The organism is Microbacterium lushaniae (genome assembly GCF_008727775.1).
GTDB classification, from domain to species: Bacteria; Actinomycetota; Actinomycetes; order Actinomycetales; family Microbacteriaceae; genus Microbacterium; species Microbacterium lushaniae.
In genome coordinates, this window is sequence record NZ_CP044232.1 from 3,003,272 (window position 1) to 3,019,556 (window position 16,285).

The 16,285-nt window shown below is 70.3% G+C and carries 22 protein-coding genes; 11 read left to right on the forward strand and 11 right to left on the reverse strand.

The window, feature by feature from the left end; translation table 11 throughout:
* Positions 1-6: 6 nt before the first annotated feature.
* The 4 genes from F6J85_RS14485 to F6J85_RS14500 are packed head-to-tail and all read left to right on the forward strand — an operon-like array spanning position 7 to position 2,667.
* Positions 7-996: a DNA-3-methyladenine glycosylase family protein gene (locus tag F6J85_RS14485; protein ID WP_150926070.1), complete on the forward strand. Its 990-nt coding sequence runs from the start codon at positions 7-9 to the stop codon at positions 994-996.
* A gap of 50 nt (positions 997-1,046) precedes the next feature.
* Positions 1,047-1,460 (forward strand): VOC family protein, encoded by a 414-nt coding sequence (locus tag F6J85_RS14490; RefSeq protein WP_150926072.1) that lies wholly within the window; start codon positions 1,047-1,049, stop codon positions 1,458-1,460.
* A gap of 26 nt (positions 1,461-1,486) precedes the next feature.
* Positions 1,487-1,708 (forward strand): hypothetical protein, encoded by a 222-nt coding sequence (locus F6J85_RS14495; protein ID WP_150919191.1) that lies wholly within the window; start codon positions 1,487-1,489, stop codon positions 1,706-1,708.
* Positions 1,709-1,716: 8 nt separating this feature from the next.
* Positions 1,717-2,667 carry a DMT family transporter gene (locus tag F6J85_RS14500; RefSeq protein WP_191906630.1) on the forward strand — a complete coding sequence of 317 codons (951 nt, stop codon included), beginning with the start codon at positions 1,717-1,719 and terminating at the stop codon, positions 2,665-2,667.
* Here the strand turns inward: F6J85_RS14500 and sigJ are convergent.
* Entirely contained in the window at positions 2,651-3,541 is an 891-nt protein-coding gene (gene sigJ / locus F6J85_RS14505; RefSeq protein ID WP_238706974.1) for an RNA polymerase sigma factor SigJ, read from the reverse strand. The genes F6J85_RS14500 and sigJ overlap by 17 nt on opposite strands.
* Positions 3,542-3,637: 96 nt before the next feature.
* Here sigJ and F6J85_RS14510 point away from each other — a divergent pair, with 96 nt between their 5' ends.
* On the forward strand, positions 3,638-4,423 hold the full coding sequence (locus F6J85_RS14510; RefSeq protein WP_150926079.1) for an SDR family oxidoreductase: 786 nt from the start codon (positions 3,638-3,640) through the stop codon (positions 4,421-4,423).
* Between the two features lie 9 nt (positions 4,424-4,432).
* On the opposite strand, the gene F6J85_RS14515 is transcribed toward F6J85_RS14510, so the two are convergent.
* The 4 genes from F6J85_RS14515 to F6J85_RS14530 form a co-directional block, all read right to left on the reverse strand.
* Positions 4,433-5,266: an aldo/keto reductase gene (locus F6J85_RS14515; protein ID WP_150926081.1), complete on the reverse strand. Its 834-nt coding sequence runs from the start codon at positions 5,264-5,266 to the stop codon at positions 4,433-4,435.
* Positions 5,267-5,327: 61 nt separating this feature from the next.
* On the reverse strand, positions 5,328-5,882 hold the full coding sequence (locus F6J85_RS14520) for a GNAT family N-acetyltransferase (protein ID WP_150926083.1): 555 nt from the start codon (positions 5,880-5,882) through the stop codon (positions 5,328-5,330).
* Entirely contained in the window at positions 5,879-6,319 is a 441-nt protein-coding gene (locus tag F6J85_RS14525) for a GNAT family N-acetyltransferase (protein ID WP_150926085.1), read from the reverse strand. The genes F6J85_RS14520 and F6J85_RS14525 overlap by 4 nt, the downstream gene beginning before the upstream one ends.
* Positions 6,320-6,328: 9 nt before the next feature.
* Complete coding sequence (locus F6J85_RS14530; protein WP_150926087.1) at positions 6,329-7,516, reverse strand: epoxide hydrolase family protein; 1,188 nt, start codon at positions 7,514-7,516, stop codon at positions 6,329-6,331.
* 61 nt (positions 7,517-7,577) lie between these two features.
* On the opposite strand from F6J85_RS14530, the gene F6J85_RS14535 reads away from it, so the two are divergent.
* Entirely contained in the window at positions 7,578-8,534 is a 957-nt protein-coding gene (locus F6J85_RS14535) for a helix-turn-helix transcriptional regulator (protein WP_150926089.1), read from the forward strand.
* Positions 8,535-8,826: 292 nt separating this feature from the next.
* On the opposite strand, the gene F6J85_RS14540 is transcribed toward F6J85_RS14535, so the two are convergent.
* Positions 8,827-9,543 carry a MerR family transcriptional regulator gene (locus F6J85_RS14540; protein WP_238706975.1) on the reverse strand — a complete coding sequence of 239 codons (717 nt, stop codon included), beginning with the start codon at positions 9,541-9,543 and terminating at the stop codon, positions 8,827-8,829.
* Positions 9,544-9,607: 64 nt separating this feature from the next.
* Between F6J85_RS14540 and F6J85_RS14545 the strand changes: the two genes are divergently transcribed.
* Positions 9,608-10,054 carry a DUF6194 family protein gene (locus F6J85_RS14545; protein ID WP_202980835.1) on the forward strand — a complete coding sequence of 149 codons (447 nt, stop codon included), beginning with the start codon at positions 9,608-9,610 and terminating at the stop codon, positions 10,052-10,054.
* 19 nt (positions 10,055-10,073) lie between these two features.
* Positions 10,074-10,586: a putative immunity protein gene (locus F6J85_RS14550; RefSeq protein WP_338037090.1), complete on the forward strand. Its 513-nt coding sequence runs from the start codon at positions 10,074-10,076 to the stop codon at positions 10,584-10,586.
* A 34-nt stretch (positions 10,587-10,620) separates the two neighbouring features.
* Here F6J85_RS14550 and soxR read toward each other — a convergent pair whose 3' ends face one another.
* Complete coding sequence (soxR, locus tag F6J85_RS14555; protein ID WP_150926093.1) at positions 10,621-11,073, reverse strand: redox-sensitive transcriptional activator SoxR; 453 nt, start codon at positions 11,071-11,073, stop codon at positions 10,621-10,623.
* Positions 11,074-11,119: 46 nt separating this feature from the next.
* Here soxR and F6J85_RS14560 point away from each other — a divergent pair, with 46 nt between their 5' ends.
* Both F6J85_RS14560 and F6J85_RS14565 read left to right on the forward strand, forming a co-directional pair.
* Positions 11,120-11,953, forward strand: coding sequence for an SgcJ/EcaC family oxidoreductase (locus tag F6J85_RS14560; protein ID WP_150926095.1), 834 nt, complete (start codon positions 11,120-11,122; stop codon positions 11,951-11,953).
* A 118-nt stretch (positions 11,954-12,071) separates the two neighbouring features.
* On the forward strand, positions 12,072-12,590 hold the full coding sequence (locus F6J85_RS14565) for a hypothetical protein (protein WP_150926097.1): 519 nt from the start codon (positions 12,072-12,074) through the stop codon (positions 12,588-12,590).
* Positions 12,591-12,751: 161 nt separating this feature from the next.
* Here the strand turns inward: F6J85_RS14565 and F6J85_RS14570 are convergent, their stop codons facing one another.
* The 4 genes from F6J85_RS14570 to F6J85_RS14585 all read right to left on the reverse strand — a co-directional run bounded on the left by F6J85_RS14570 (position 12,752) and on the right by F6J85_RS14585 (position 14,384).
* Entirely contained in the window at positions 12,752-13,159 is a 408-nt protein-coding gene (locus tag F6J85_RS14570) for a RidA family protein (protein ID WP_150926099.1), read from the reverse strand.
* A gap of 1 nt (position 13,160) precedes the next feature.
* The gene (locus F6J85_RS18315) at positions 13,161-13,718 is read right to left on the reverse strand and encodes a CGNR zinc finger domain-containing protein (protein WP_150927483.1); all 558 of its coding nucleotides are present in this window, start codon (positions 13,716-13,718) and stop codon (positions 13,161-13,163) included.
* A gap of 32 nt (positions 13,719-13,750) precedes the next feature.
* Positions 13,751-13,990 (reverse strand): YdeI/OmpD-associated family protein, encoded by a 240-nt coding sequence (locus tag F6J85_RS14580; protein ID WP_150926101.1) that lies wholly within the window; start codon positions 13,988-13,990, stop codon positions 13,751-13,753.
* A gap of 184 nt (positions 13,991-14,174) precedes the next feature.
* A complete protein-coding gene (locus F6J85_RS14585) occupies positions 14,175-14,384 on the reverse strand; it encodes a hypothetical protein (protein ID WP_150926103.1) in 210 nt (69 codons plus the stop codon).
* 458 nt (positions 14,385-14,842) lie between these two features.
* On the opposite strand from F6J85_RS14585, the gene F6J85_RS14590 reads away from it, so the two are divergent.
* Complete coding sequence (locus tag F6J85_RS14590; protein WP_150926105.1) at positions 14,843-16,279, forward strand: HNH endonuclease signature motif containing protein; 1,437 nt, start codon at positions 14,843-14,845, stop codon at positions 16,277-16,279.
* Positions 16,280-16,285: the final 6 nt, after the last annotated feature.

Genomic DNA, 16,285 nt, shown 5'->3' on the forward strand with positions numbered 1-16,285 from the left:
GGCGGCATGAGGCCGACGGGAGTGCGTGTACGGGCATCCGCCCCACCGCGCGCCTCGCGCGATCCACGCCCCGCGTCCGCAAAGCCACGGGAGACGGTCTACCGTCCGCGTCACGCGCTCGACCTGGCGCGCGCGGTGCTCGCGCAGCGCCACGGCGCGCACGACCCCGCGATGACGGCGGCCGGCGGCGTCATCTGGCGCGCGAGCCGGACGCCGGAGGGCATCGCGACCCTGGCCCTGCGCGCGGGACCAGGGGGCATCGTGCGCGGGGCGGCGTGGGGGCCCGGCGCCGAGTGGGCGCTCGCCCAGCTTCCCGCCCTCTGCGGGGCGGAGGATGACCCGGGCGACTTCGACCCGTCACTCCACCCCCTGATCGCCGAGGCCCATCACCGGCACCCGGGGCTGCGCATCGGTCGCACCGACCGGGTCTTCGACTCCCTCGCCAGCGCCGTCATGGAGCAGAAGGTCACCGCGATGCAGGCCTTCTCGGCGTGGCGGAGCATCCTCACGTGGTGCGGCGAGCGCGCACCCGGGCCGACACCCCGACCGATGTTCGCGCCGCCGGATCTGGAGGGCTGGCGCCGCATCCCGTCGTGGACGTGGCACCGGGCGGGCCTGGAGCCCCCTCAGTCCCGCACGATCGTCGACGCCGCCGCGCGCGCGGACGCCCTCGAACGCGCGGCCACCGCAGCCGTGGATGGGCCCGCCCGCGACGCCGTCCTCACGAGCGTGCGCGGCGTGGGCGTCTGGACCAGCGCGGAGACCCGCATCCGCGCGTTCGGCGACCCCGACGCCGTGAGCGTGGGCGATTACCACCTGGCCCACCACGTCGGATATGCGCTGACCGGCCACCGCGTGGAGGACGACGGGATGCTCGAACTCCTCGCCCCGTGGGCCGGGCAGCGACAGCGCGTCATCCGCCTCATCTACGCCAGCGGCGTGATCGAGCCGCGCAGGGGACCGCGCGTGCACCCCGAGGATCACCGCGACCGCTGAGCAGGCATCGCCCAGGACCCGATGTCAGACGCCCCGAGCACACTGCCCTCATGTCCATGACACTGAACCCCTACCTGTCCTTCCGTGACACCGCGCGCCCTGCGATGGAGTTCTACCGCTCCGTCTTCGGCGGCGACCTCGCCATCGACACCTTCGCGGCGTACGACATGGGTCAGGACCCCGCCGAGAACGATCTGGTGATGCACGCTCAGCTGGACACCCCGCGCGGGTTCACCCTCATGGCTTCGGACACGCCGGGGTCACTGCCCTACGCTCCCCCCGCGGGATTCGCGGTGTCGCTCAGCGGGGACGACGACAGGGAACTGGAAGGATACTGGCGTGCGCTCAGCGACGGCGGCGCCATCACGATGCCGCTGGAGACCCCGCCGTGGGGTGGCCGATTCGGGATGCTGACCGACCGGTTCGGCGTCGACTGGATGGTCTCCATCGCCCCGCAGGGATGACGCGGCGCAGGCTCTAGGCTGACCGTATGTCCGAACCCCGTACCGGCTGGCCACGCGGCCGCACCCAGTGGATCCTGGGCACGATCCTGCTCCTGGCCCTGGGTGTGCTCTTCGGGATGGTGTTCGGCAACGTGTGGCTGGGCATCGTGCTGAGCGCCGTCATCTCGATCGGCTGGCTCCTCGCGTACGAGTCGTGGCGCGGACGCAACTCCGGCGTCAACGACCCCGACCGCGGCATCGAACTCTGAGCCGGGCCGTGCCCGTGCCCGGACTGCCGATCGCGGCGATCGGGGCGTCGGTGACGCTGTGGTCGTTCGCCTACGTCCTGTCGGGCTGGGCCTTGCAGACCGGTTCGCCCGCCGTGCTGTCGGTGAGCCGCTTCGGCCTCGCGCTGATCGTGCTCATCCCCCTCGCCCTGCGGCGCCCCGCCTTCGTGCGCACGCTGCGTCAGCCGCGCACGATCCTGCTGGGTTTCACCGGCGTCACCGTGTACTACGCCCTCGCCAACATCGGCCTGCTCTTCACCACCCCCGGCACGGCGGCGCTCGTGGTCTCGCTGCTGCCGGTGCTCACCGCGATTGCCGCCGTCGTGATGATCGGTGAGCGCCTGTCGCTGCGGACCGTCATCGGCCTGATCCTCGCCTCCCTCGGCGTCGCCCTGGTCGCCGCATCCGGGTTCCGCTTCGATCTGGGCGTCGTGCTGAACATCGGCGCCCTGGCCGGCTACGCCGTCTACACCGTGCTCCTGCGTCGCGACGGCGGGCGGCCGGATGCTCCGGACGCGCTGTCGCTGGCCACCGCCACCGGCGTGTGGGGCACCGCGCTCATGCTGCCCTGGCTCGGCTGGGAGGCGGTGACGGGGACGCTCGCCGCGCCCACCGATGCGCGCGGACTCCTCAGCATCCTCATCCTCGCGCTCGTGGTCACCGCCCCCACTCTCGTGCTGTTCAACTACGGCGCCGAGCGGGTTCCGGCTGCCGTGTCCGGGGTCGCCACCGCCGCCATCCCGGCGTTCGGCTACGCCTTCGCCCTCGTCCTGGGCGAGCCGCTGGATCCGGTCAAGGCGATCGGCGGCGCCGTCGCCCTCGCCGGAGTGGTCATCGCGACACTCGCGACGCCTCGCGTGGAACCCAGTCCGCCCGGGTCGATGCTGCCCGACTGCGCCGAGATGGCGCCGGATGAACCGGACGTCACGCCCAGAGCGTGAGCTTGGCGGGGTTGACCACGATCCACACGTCGGTCACGCGGTCACCCTCCACGCCGGCCGTCCACACGCTGTGCACCTGCCCGCTCGCCGTACGGGCGAGGAACCCGAGTCCGTCCGGGGTCGCCACCGGCTCGAGGACGGTCCCCGGCTGCAGATGCGGGAGCCCGAGCAGGAAGCGGGCCACGCGGTCGGCGCCGAGCACGGGCCGCCGGGCCGCCGACACCGCTCCCCCGCCGTCGGAGTGCAGCACGACGTCGGGGGCGAGCACGCGCACGACCGCGTGGTAGTCACCGCTCAGCGACGCGGCGGCGAAGGCGCGCACGAGGGCGTCGTGGTGCTCACGCGAGGCCATGCGCGCCCGCCGCTGTCGGATGTGCCGCCGCGCCGACGACGCCAGCTGTCGTGTCGCCGCCTCGGACCGGCCGATGGCGGCGGCGATCTCGGCGAAGCTCAGGTCGAACACGTCGTGCAGCACGAAGGCCACCCGCTCGGCGGGGGTGAGGGCCTCCAGCACCAGCAGCAGAGCCGTGCTCACCGCGTCGTTGCGGATCGACACCTCCAGCGGGTCGACGCCCGAGCGGGACCCCGTCACCAGATCCGAGTGCGCCGGCACCGGCTCGGGCAGCCACTCCCCGACGTAGTGCTCACGGCGCATGCGCGCCGAGCCCAGCACGTCCAGACACACGCGGCCGACCGTGCGCCCGAGCCAGGCGCCGGGAGAGCGGACGGCGGCTCGCTCGTCTTCGGGCATGCGGAACCACCGCGCATAGGTCTCCTGCACGGCATCCTCGGCGTCGGCGACGGTTCCCAGCATCCGGTACGCCATCGCCGTCAACTGCGACCGCTCGGTCTCCACGTCGAACACGTCACGCACCTCCCCGCTCAGCGTAGGACCGCCCGGCCGGCGCCGAACCTCACATCCGCGGATGCTGCGTCGTCGGGAGGGTATGAACCGGATCGTGCAGCAGACATGTCGGACCACGCAGAACAGGAGCGAACGGCGGTGAGGGTTGCGGTGGCCGGGGGTACCGGCGCGGTGGGACATCACGCCGTGGCGTCCTTGCGCGCGGCGGGACACGAGCCGGTGGTGATCTCACGCGGCAGGGGCGTCGACGCGCGGCGCGCTGCGGGGCTGGATGCGGCGCTGGAGGGCGTGGACGCGGTGATCGATGCGCTGAGCGTGGAGACGCTGGACGGCGGGGAGACGGTGGAGTTCTTCCGCGCGACGACGCAGAACCTCCTCGCCGCGGAGGCACGTGCCGGAGTGCAGCACCACGTGGCCCTCTCCATCGTCGCGATCGAGCGTGCCCCGTTCGGCTATTACGCCGGAAAGGTCGCACAGGAGCAGCTCGTCGAAGCCGGAGACATCCCGTGGACGATCCTTCGGGCCGCCCAGTTCCACGAATTCGCCGCCCAGATGTACGACCGCGCGAAGATCGGCCCGCTCCGCGTCGCCCCGCGCATGCGGACGCAACCGGTCGCTGCCCGCGAGGTCGGGGACGCGCTGGCCGCCATCGCGGCCGGGGGCGCGGCGGGGCGCGTCCCGGATCTGGCCGGGCCGCGGGAGGAGAGCCTCGTGCGCATGGTGCGCGCGTATGCCCGTGCGATCGGTGCGCGCGGATGGCTTCCGGCGGTGCCGGTACCGGGACCCTTCGGCCGGGCACAGCGCGACGGGTCGCTCCTGCCCGATGCCTCCGCCACGCTCGGACGCCAGACGTTCGACCAGTGGCTCGCCGGAGTCCGTCCCGCCCGGTGACGCGACCGGCTACATCTCCTCGTGCGTGTCAGGGTCGCCGTCCCACAGGCGGCCCCGACGGAGCGCCGAGAGCGCGTCGACCTCCTCAGAGGTGAGTTCGAAGCCGAAGACGTCGGCGTTCTCCCGCTGGCGCTGCGGATCCGCCGACTTCGGGATGGGCGTCGACCCCACCTGCACGTGCCAGCGCAGCACCGCCTGGGTGGGCGTCACGCCGTGGGCGTGGGCGACCTCGGTCACGACCGATTCGCCGAGCAGTTCGCTGCGGCGGGCGAGGGGGCTCCAGCTCTCCGTGCGGATGCCGAGCTCGGCGTGCACGGCGCGCAGCTGGTCTTGCGGGAAGTACGGATGCAGCTCCACCTGGTTGACCGCCGGCACGACGCCGGTCTCCTCGACGATGCGACGCAGCATCGGCTCGGTGAAGTTCGACACGCCGATCGAGCGCACCGCCCCGTCCGCGCGCAGATCGATCATCGCCCGCCACGTATCGACGTACTTGTCGACGCTCGGGTTCGGCCAGTGGATGAGGTAGAGGTCGATGCGGTCCAGGCCCAGCGTGTCCAGCGACCGCCGCGCGCTGGCCGTCGCCTCGTCGTAGCCGTGATCGCGACCGGGGATCTTCGTCGTGACGAGGATCTCGTCACGCGGGATGCCGCTGCGGCGGACCGCCTCGCCCACCTCGGCCTCGTTCTCGTAGTTGACCGCGGAATCCAGCAGCCGGTAGCCCGACTCCAGCGCGGAGACCATCGCGGTCACGCCCGCTTCGCCGCGCAGGTTGTACGTGCCCAGCCCGAGCTCGGGGAAGTCGGTGCCGTCATTGAGGGGAACGGTGGGGATGCCTGGCATACGCCCATCCTCCCCCGCGTGCCCCGCGAGCGGGCGTGGTTGCGCGGCCGCGGCCCGGGCGCTAGCTCGCGCCGCTGCCTGCCGGCGCCACGAACTCGAACAACTCGCACGTGCTGTCGTAGTACCGGTCGGTCGGGCCGAGCGCGGGCATCCCGATGCGGCGGCACACGCTCTGGGAGGCGGCGTTGGCGGGGTTGGTCACCGCGACGATGCGCGGGACGCCCGCCGCCCACGCCAACGGCAGCACGGCGGCGGCCGCCTCCGCGGCGTAGCCATGGCCCCACGCGTCGGGATGCAGGTGCCAGCCGATCTCGATGTCTTCGGGCGTTCCCGGCGCCGCGGCATCCGTGGACCACGGTATGCGCTTGAGCAGGAGGCACCCCAGCCGCTCGCCGTCGTGCGTCGTGATCGCCCGCACTCCGAGCACGCCGTCGCGGAGCGCCTCCCACCTGCCGATCATGGCGGACGCCTCGGCCGGGTCCTCCAGCACGCGCGGGGTGCGACCGAGGTAGCGCAGCACGTCCATGCGCGAATACATGTCGAAGACGAACGCGACGTCGTCCGCATCCGTCGTCCACGCTCGCAGCGTCAGCCGCGCAGTGCGCACCGGGGTCATGATCTCCTCATCGGGATGTGCGGGATGCCGTCCTCCTCGAACGGTTCCCCCGAGCGGACGAAGCCGAAACGGGCGTACCAGTCCTCGAGCTGCATCTGCGCGTCCAGGGCGATCGGCAGCCCCGGCGCCGTCTCGGCGCAGCGCGCGACGGCCGCCCGCATGAGGTCGCCGGCGTACCCGCGCCCCCGGGCGGGCGCGGCGGTGGCCACCCGCCCGATGCGCATTCCGTCCGCATCGCGGAGGATCCGCAGCGTCGCGACGACCTCGGGCCCCTCCGCGATCCACATGAGCTCCGCTCCTGGCTCGATGTCGCGCCCGTCGATCTCGGGGTACGCGGCATCCTGCTCGACGACGAAGACACTCACGCGCAGCCACAGGATGCGGTAGAGCGTGATCGGATCGATGTCGGCGACGCCGGCTCGGTGGATCTGGGGCACCCGATGACACTACCGACCCGGGTGGGGCTCGTCGCCATCCGCCGGACGAAGCGACCGGACGAATGCGCGAACATCGTCCACGAGCAGCTCCGGCTCCTCGAGCGCGGCGAAATGCCCGCCTCGGTCGGAGTGCTCGCTCCAGCGGACGATGCGGTTGCACTCCTGCGCGAACGCACGGATGCCGATGTCGTGTGCGAACTGGATCGCCGCCGTCGGCACTCCCGAGGCGACCGGGTCATCTCCCCATCCTTCGCCCTGGGCATACCCGACGTAGGCGGAAGAGCCGCCGCTCGCGGTGAACCAGTACAGCGACAGGTCGGCGAAGACGAACTCGTCTCCGAGCACCTCGGTCGCCGGCTGCTCCGGCGGATGGCTCCACGACTGCAGCTTGTCCAGCATCCATGCCAGCTGTCCGGCCGGGCTGTCAGCGGTCATGGCACCGATGAGGCCGGGCCGCGTGGACTGGATCGCGACGTAGCCCAGCTCCGTCTGCATGAACTCGCCGATCCGGCGCATCCGGTCGCGTTCGACGGGCGGCATCGCCGCCAGCGCGTCCTCACCGACGTGCGGGTGAAACGCCCCAAGCGCACCGTTGACGTGCACGCCGATCACGCGATCAGGCGCGACCCGCCCGATCTCGGGGGCCACCGCCGCTCCGATGTCGCCACCCTGCACGACGAACCGCTCGTACCCGAGCCGGGTCATGAGCTCGGCGAACGCGGCGGCGATGCGACGTGTCGACCAACCGGATCCCGTGAGCGGAGTCGAGAACCCGAATCCCGGCAGCGACGGGATCACGACATCGAATGCGTCGCGACTGTCGCCCCCGTGCGCGGCCGGGTCGGTCAGCGGCCCCACCAGTCCCTCGAACTCGAGGAAGGATCCGGGCCATCCGTGGATCAGCATGAGCGGAACGGCACCGCGCACCGCGGACCGCGCGTGCACGAAGTGGACCGTCTGCCCGTCGATCTCGGTGGTGAACTGCGGCAGACGGTTCAGCCGCTCCTCGGTGGCCACCCAATCATGCTCCCGCCACCGGGCGACATGGTCACGGAGCACGGCGACGGGCACCCCCGTGCTCCACTCGTCGCCGGGCAGCTCCGGTGGGAACCGGGCCGCGTCCAATCGCCTCCGAAGGTCGGTGACCTCGTCGGGGTGGATCCGGATGCGGAAGGGGGTGACCCGGTGATCTTCCATGCCTCCAGCGTGGGAGATATTCCGGTCGCAATGCGGCCGGAATAGATGAGATCGTGGTCGCATGTCGCGGACGACCGGTCGAACCCTCGCCCTCCTGGGACTGCTGCAGTCGCGCCCCGAGTGGACCGGGGCGGAGCTGCGTCGGCGACTCGAGGTCAGTGACCGGACGCTGCGGCGCGACATCGACGACCTGCGGGCGCTCGGTTACGGGATCGAGGCCACCCGCGGCGTCGGCGGCGGCTACCGGCTGGGCGCCGGCGCGTCGGTTCCCCCGCTGACCCTCGCCGTCGACGAAGCCGTCGCGATCGCCGTCGGGCTGCGCACCGCGGCGGCGGGAATCGTGACGGGGATCGAGGATGCCGCCACACGGACCCTCGCCAAGCTCGAGCTGTCTCTCGCTCCTTCGACGCGTGATCAGATCGCGGCGGTCGAACGGGCGATGGTGAATCTGGGGCGCGCCCGCGACGACATCGACGTGGAAACGGTCACGGCGCTCGCGCGTTCGATCGCGCAGCGCCGCGCCATCCGCATCCGTTACCGCCGGCACGACGGCGAGATCGTCGAGCGCACGGTCGAGCCGCATCGGATCATCCACACTGCAGACCGCTGGTACCTCGTCGCATGGGAGCCCCGGCGCCGCGGATGGCGCACCCTCCGGGTGGACCGCATCGGCTGGGTGGCACTCACTCCCACGACGTTCGGCGCGCGGGAGATCCCCGACGACGCGCTGCGTGAAGCCACCACCCGGGCGATCAGCATCTCCCCGTATCCGGTGCGCGCCCGCGTCCGCATCCACGCCGAGGCGCACGTGGTGCGACGGATCTTCGGGCCCACGGTCGCGGAGGTCATCGACCGTGGCGCCACGACGGAACTGATCACGGGGGCCGATCGCCCGGAGGTGATCGCCCTCTACCTGGGCACGTGCGGCCTGCGGTGGGAACTGCTCGAGGGCGAGGAGGTGCGCGCGACGCTGCACCGCCTGTCCGAGGAGTTCGCCGCATCCGCCAGCAGTGGCTGACGGCGCGGATGCAGACCCTCAGACGCCTTCGCTGTCCAGCGCCGAGAAGACGAGCCGATCCGTCCACTCCCCGTCGAGGAGGGCGGCGTCGCGCAGGTGGCCCTCCTCGTGCAGTCATCGGCGTCCACGGCGGTAATCGCGTAATCGACCCGCGCCGGGTTGTCGGCCACGGTGGCCGTCCACTCGTCCACCATTTCGCGCGTGCAGGCCAGAGTGACCCCCAGCCGGCGCATCGTCTGCCGAGCAAGGTCGCCTTGTTTCGGACGTGGACGCCGCCGGGCTGCCTGGCGGGCTACTCCCCCTGACGACTGAGGAGTGCGTGAAGCTCCGCAGACGCCTCGAGCAGCGCGACACTGCGACGGGTGAGGTCGGACAGCCGCTCGTTCAGCAGCGTTCGCACCTCCGCGGCCAGCCCGTGCGCGCGCAGTCGCTCCAGGACGCGGGAGATCACGGGGATGGGGTAACCCCCGTCGCGTAGGGCCGCGACGATGCGCGCCTCCGTGACGGCGCGGGCGTCGTAGCGGCGGGATCGGGAGCCGTTCCTGCGCCCCGGGTCGACGAGTCCTTCGTGTTCCCAGTGCCGTAGCGCGGACGGACGCACGTCGAGCGCCTGCGCCAGCTCGCCGATCGACATCGCGTCCTGTTCCTCGAACACGTCGCTCGCATCTGTCAGTACGGCATCGATCCCCCGGAGTGCTTCACGAATCCGCGCTCGGCCGAGAGCGATCACGACATGGAGGTCGTCGATCCGCCCGGCCGCGACATCCGTGGGGCCCTCGATCAGCACCGGCATGATCTGCCGGGCGGGGACAGGGCCGATGGCGGCGGCCAGTGCTCGGTAGGCGCGGAGGGCGATGACGTGACCCTGCGCGTAGCGCCGGTAGCCGTTGGCGGCACGGTCGGCGACCGGGATGACTCCGAGTCGCTCCAGATCGCGCACCTGCTGCGTGGAGTAGCCGACGAGGCCGCCGACGACCGCCGTCGTAAGGTGCTCCAGTTGAGGGTTCACGGCTTCCACGCCTGCTCCGTCCTGCGCCAAGTCCACATAAGCACGTGAAGGAGACCATTGAGACATGCAGATGCGAGAGATCATCGATGTCGTGCGCAGCTTCGAGGGCGCACTGGTCGTCGTCCCGGACAGAGGGAGCGGACTGCCGGAGCTGGCGTGGGGCGATGCCTTCTTCTACTACGCACCGGATGGTGTGATGCCCCAGCGATCCCAGCCCTACGGGACGATCGTCACGAAGAACTACCCCGACGACGAGCGATCTCGGCTCGACGATCCGCACCGGTTCCGCGTGAACATCCACGTCGGACGGGATCGGGCCGCGGAGATCGCGCGCGCCGACGCCGATCCGGCAGCGACGGACGCCTTCGCGCCGCATCCTGTGTACGGTGCCACCGGGTGGGTGTCGGTCGTCAATCCGGCGGCGACGACCGCGGAACTGGTCGTGTCGCTCCTGCGCGACGCCCACGAGGCAGCCCGCGCACGCTCATCCCGCCGATCGGGCGACGCGTGAGATGCGATCAACACAGACGTTGAGCGAGACGGACAGGCGGCTTCTCGCGGGGTGGGCGGCGGACTGTGCGGAGCGGGTCCTGACATCGTTCGAGCAGGAGGCACCCGCCGATCTTCGTCCGCGCGACGCCATCGCGCGTGCGCGTGCGTTCTCCCGCGGAGAACTGGACACAGCCGGCGAGATCCGCCGCCGCTTCGTCGCGGGTCGCGCGGCGCGATCGGTCACCGCTCCCGCGGCCGTCGCCGCGGCCAGGGCGGCCGCGCAGGCCGCCGGCGTGGCTCACATGGGGGCGCACGCTCTCGGTGCGGCCGCGTATGCGGCGAGAGCCGCAGAACTGGCGGCGCCCGAACGCCCGGACGCGCACGGCGCAGAGATCGAGTGGCAGCTCGCGCACCTCTCGCCCCACGCCAGGACCGCACTGCGGAGACTTCCGCCACTGGGCGCGGACTCTGCCGGACCGCTCGGCCCGGGCCTCCTCGCGACGGGCGCGCTCGCGGCGAACATCCGGAGCATCCAGGCCCGGCTCGCGTGAGGACGCCGACCCCGACCGATGACCGCCGATGACCTCACGGGATGAGGCGTCGAGCTCCCGGCCCCTGCTCTCCCATCGCATCGCCCGGATTCGTGTACGGGCAGGATGTCAGGGAGAGGCAGCCGCAGCCGATGCAGTTGGCGAGGTTGTCACGGAGAGCCTCGAGGCGCTCGATGCGCTGATCCAGGTCGGCACGCCACATCCGGGCGATCCGCGCCCAATCGCGTTTCGTCGGCGGCTGCTCGTGGGGCAATCCGTCGAGAGCCTGCTTGATGGTCGCGAGCGGGATGCCGAGGGTCTGTGACGCCCGGATGAAGCCGATCACGCGGAGCGTGTCGCGGCGGTACTCGCGCCGGTCGCCGGCGGTGCGCCGACTGGCGATGAGACCCAGGCTCTCGTAGTAGTGCAGCGTCGAAACGGCGACACCCGCGCGCTGCGCCACCTGGCCCGGCTTCAACCAGACCGCATCCTCCGGGATCTGCGCCATGACTCCCCTTGACATCAAGCGGACTTGATGAAGTGGACTCTACGACATGAACGCCTCCGACTCGCCCGCAGCCACAGCGCCCACGGACACCGACCGTCTCACAGAGCTGGTCGCCGCGATCCAGCGCACGCAGCGCTCGGAGGACGTCGACGGCTTCCTCGACCTGTTCGCGCCCGACGCCGTGTGGGTCAACGGAGCCGGTCAGCGTCTGGTCGGGCTGGAGGAGATCGCGGCGTTCACCCGGAACGCCCTCCCCGGAGGGATGGCGGGGCAGTCCGTCCGCTACGACGTGACGGATGTGCGTTTCCCCGCACCCGACGTCGCCATCACGAGTGTCGATCAGGAGTACCTGAGCGCCGATGAGGAGTCGTTCTCCCCGCGGATCGAAGGGAGACCGACCTACGTGTGGGCGCGACGGGACGGCGACTGGCGCATCGTGCACGGGCAGAACACCGGCGTGATCCCGCCCGACGACGAGGCGTCGGCGCCCGAAGACGCGGCCGCGTTGCGCGACATCGTCGCCAACGTCGAGGAGGGATTCAATCGGAACGACGTAGAGCTCCTGGTCCGCGACATCGCCCCCGACGCCCGCATCGTCAACGCGGTCGGCGCGCAGCTCATCGGTCGCGAGGAGATCGCGGCGTCCACCCGGCAGGGGCTCCTGCAGGCGCATCTGCGTGACGCGACGGCGCACTACCGCCTCGACGGGATCACGCTGCTCGCCCCCGACGTCGCGGTGGCGCACAAGCGGGCGTGGTCGACCGCGGAAGCCGCCGAGCGTGGCGATGCCCCCGAAATGACGGCCCTCTATGTCTTCGCCCGCCGCGACGGCCGCTGGTGGATCGTCCGCCGGCAGAACACGCTCGTCGCCGCCGCGTGAATCGCAGCGGGACCGCGGAAGCTCCCGCCCTGACCGCTCGTTCCCGTGCAGATCGAGCAGCTGGACGGCACGTCCTGGCGCAGCGACTGCGGTCAGATCTGCCGGATAGGTTTGCGGTGTGACAGACGCTCGCTCCCGCATCATCCGGCTTCGATGGGCAAGTGGCCTGCTGATTGCGCAAGGCACGCTGATGGAGCTCTCCGTGTTTGTCGGCGTCGTCGTCCTCCTCGTCCTCGGCACGCCGCAGACGACGATCACTGACCGGGTGGACATCTTCGCGCTGCCGTATCTGAACGACAACCTGTATCTGATGATGGCGATGAGCGGCATCTTCGGCGTGCTTCGAGTCATCGGCGCGATCGGCCTGGCCCGGAATCAGATGTGGGGCCTCGTGCTGTCCCTTTTCAATTGCGGGACAACGCTGACTCTGATGGTCTTCTTGATGCCCCCCGGATTGCTCGATGGCCTCCTGACCGGGAGTGCACTGGTCCTGATCCTCACCGGATGGCTGCAACGTCGCCCCATCGTCTCTGTCCGATGCCACGCAGTTTGTCAGCCGGACGCGCGACCGCCCCGCGGCCCACGCCATCGCCTCCACGCTGCACCAGTTCTGCTTCATCATGCGACTTGTCATTAGTCGAACGAGGCGGCACGTCATGGACGCTTAGATACCCGCATTGCTTGCGCCCCAGGGCCGCTCCTCAAACAGCAGGGGGCGTGCGAGATCTATTCGACGTCTCGTTGCCACCTGACGAAGCGACTTCCACTCACCGGATCCTGGGTTATCGGGGTCTTCCGCTACGCGGCGCCGGTCCGCGGCGGAACGGTGGCTATGGCATCGATTTCGACGAGGGCGCCTGGGCGTGCGAGTCCGCTCACGAGCAGAACGGTGATCGCAGTGGGGTGGTTGCCCCAGACGGCACCGGATGCTGCGAACGCGGCGCGGGGGTCGCTGCCGTCGAGCAGATGGATGCTGAGCCGTGCGACGTTTTCGGGGCCTGTTCCGGCGGCTTCGAGCACCGTGAGCACGTTTCTAATGGCTTGCGCCGTTTGCGCCTCGAGTCCCTCGACGAGAGCGCCTGTCGTGTCGACACCGTTCTGACCGCCGACGTAGATGGTCCGTCCGGCTTCGGTGATCACGCCCTGCGCGAATGCGGGATTGCCCGCGAGGTTCTCGGGATTGATGACGGTCGTGAACCTGGTCATGTCAGTCTCCTTCTCGGCTGCGTTGGTAATGGGCTCGAGCTTTCGCACGCCCCCCGCAGCGGCTCATCGAGCACCATCTGCGAGAGCCCGGGCGCGATGTATCCAGGAAGATGAGGCCGCAGTCGTCCGCGGAGCAACGGCGCAGACGCCCCGGGCTGGCCGACAGGGCGCGAATCGCGTCTTGAGCGAGGTGCGCAAGCATCTGACTCGCGGTGGGGGCGGGGCGGGGTGAGCCGCCCGCGAGCACCGGCGCGAGTCCACCCCTCGCGGCGAGGTCGTTGATCGCATCAACGTCTTCCGGCCGAAGGGGCTGACCGTCTGCGATTCCACGGGCTGCGAACGAGATGGCACTACGCAGGGCGATCGCCTCCGCGAACACGTCCGCCTCGATCTTCGACAGAGGCTCTCCGAAACGCGTGGTGAGCCAGTCGCCAAGCTCGGCAGCACTTCGCAGCGACTCCCACTCTGCGACTCCATAACCGAAGTCACCCGAGTACGCGAACTCGAGCCCGACGGAACCCGGGTCGAAGAACCAGCGGTGTCCGTCCGTCCCTCGCATCCACGTCCCAGGCGCGCGCGCCTTCACAGCCGTCACGAACTCTTACGGGAAGGTGCGTGCTGCATGCCCATGTACACGCCGCCCTCAGCCAGTTCAGTCAGCATCACCTCGACGCGTCGCGTGCGCGTCGCCGCTGTCTTGGCCCGGCCGATCCAACCGACGTAGTCGTTTCGTTGGTAGGCGGGGCGCGCGTCGTAGTCGGCGCGGAGTTCCCGCTCATCGAGCAGTTGAGCGATGTCCGGGGGAAGCGGGTAACGCGGACGCGTCAGCATGCGAAGAATCTAACCGGTTATACCAGTTAGAGCAAGCATCCGACTTCTCTAGTTGTGCCACGGAGACTGAACTGTCCGATGCCACGCTGATTGACAGCCCAGCATGCGACCGTCCCGCGAATTCGCGGCACGGCAATGCAGTCGCACAGGGTGGGTCTTGCCACGCGACTTGTCAGGAGTCCCGTCACACGTGGGCGAGGAAGCGTCCGGCGAAGATCACTCCGGTCCAGGCGACCAGCGACACACTCGCGGCGACGCGGGCAGTAACGGGTGCCATGGCGGCCTTCGCCCAGTCATCGACACGACGATAGACGCCCGCGTGGAAGACCAGCACGTTCAGGCCCACCAAGAGAAGCAGTTCCAACTTCCACGGTGCGGCGCTCGAACCGGCCACGACGCTCGCTTGCGCGCTCAGTAGCGCGACGCCGCCGAGTAGGTAGAAGCACGCAGACAGAACGCGTGCGTGACGCGCCGCTACGGACAAGTTCCTGAAACGCAGACACGTTCTGCCGCTACTGACAGAACGATTGACGGCACTGACAGGTTCTGGAATCGGACACGACGAGAGAATCACAAAAAGATAACGGCGAGGTCTTCCCTCCCGTTACCTTCTCGTTATAGAGTGCTCGCACGGTAGTTGTTTGCTGTGGCAGTTACCGGACATGTGATTGCAGGACACTCTTGGTGCAAAGGGAAATGGGCCGGTCGGAAGCCTCTCCGACCGGCCCTTACTCTTGCCTGCCACCCACCTCTCCTCCCCAGCCCACTTCTCGGCGGAGTTGTCCACAGAAATAGCATCTGACCTGGGGTGAATCACCTGGGAATGTCGGAGGCCCCTGCGAGAATCGGGTCATGTTCGACAGCGATCGCACCGCCCTCGTGACCTCCCTTCGTGCAGGTCTGCAGGCGCTGGTCGACGGGTTGGATGCGGCGGCCGCATCTGATGACGAACTCCTGCGGCACGCGGCCGACGTGGAAGCTCTGGGCCGGCTGCTGGATGCGGGGCGAGTGATCCTCGCCGGAGAGGTCGCGCATCGCAGCCGCACCGACTTGGGCAGCGAGCGGTTGACCGTCACGCGTGGCTGCCGGACTCCCGGCGAACTCCTCGAACGCGTCACCCTCGTTTCGGGGTCCACCGCACGCGCGCGCCTGCGCGCCGCGGCGCCACTGCGGGCTCGCACGGCGCTCACCGGCGAGCCGTTGCCCCCGGCGTTCCCCCTAGTCGCGAGGGCACTGGCGTCAGGAGCCCTCGGGGTGGATGCGGCCTCCGCGATCGTGACAGCCCTCGCCTCGATCCGCGATCGGGGCGCCGTGTCGGACACGGACGCGTTCGCAGCGGCGGAGCAGGCTCTCGTCGACGCCGCCACGGGAGACGGCGACGCGCTGCCCGCCGGCGCGGACGAGGTCGCGATCATGGCTCAGACGTGGGCGCTCTTCCTCGACCCGGATGGGGCACTCCCTGAGGAGGAACGCGCCATGAAGGCACGCGGACTGACGCTCGGGCGAGAACGCGAAGGCGTCGTCGGCGTGCAGGGCGCGCTGCTTCCCGACGTCGCCGCTCAGTTGCAGCGGTTGCTCGACGCCTTCCTCAACCCCAAGGTGGCGGGCGCTCCAGGGCCGCGCTTCGCGGCCGAAACCGAGACCGAGGAGGGGGAGGAGGATCCGCCGGTCGACCCGCGCACGAGCGCACAGCGGCGGCACGACGCGTTCGCCGGCGTCCTCGCCGTCGCCGCCGGCATGGACGGCATGCCGCACCTCGGCGGATCGGCCCCGACCCTCGTGGTCACGGTCGCCGCCGATCAGCTCGATCACGCCTCAGGCGTCGCGTTCGTACCGCCGCGCACAGCAGGTGACACCGGAGCGGTGCCCGCTTCCGTCGCCCGGCATGCCGGGTGCGCCGGGCAGATCCAGCGCATCGTCTTCGATCGCGCAGGGCGGATCATCGACCTCGGTACACCGCAGCGCCTCTACACCGCACACCAGCGGCGCGCGATCGCCACGAGAGATGGCGAGTGCATCATCCCGGGATGCCACGTGCCCGCCACGTGGTGCGAAGTGCACCACGTGCATGAGGCAGCCCGCGGAGGCCCCACCCACACCGACAACGGTGTGCTGCTGTGCTGGTCCCACCACCGCACGCTCGAGACGAGCGGCTGGGAGATCCGGATGGTGCGCGGGGCGCCGTGGGTCCGGCCGCCGAGGTGGCTCGACCACAACCGGCGATGGCGACCCGCCACAGGCTCGATCCATCGGCAGCACGCCACGCTCGTCCACGCCGCGCCACCGTGACGGTCC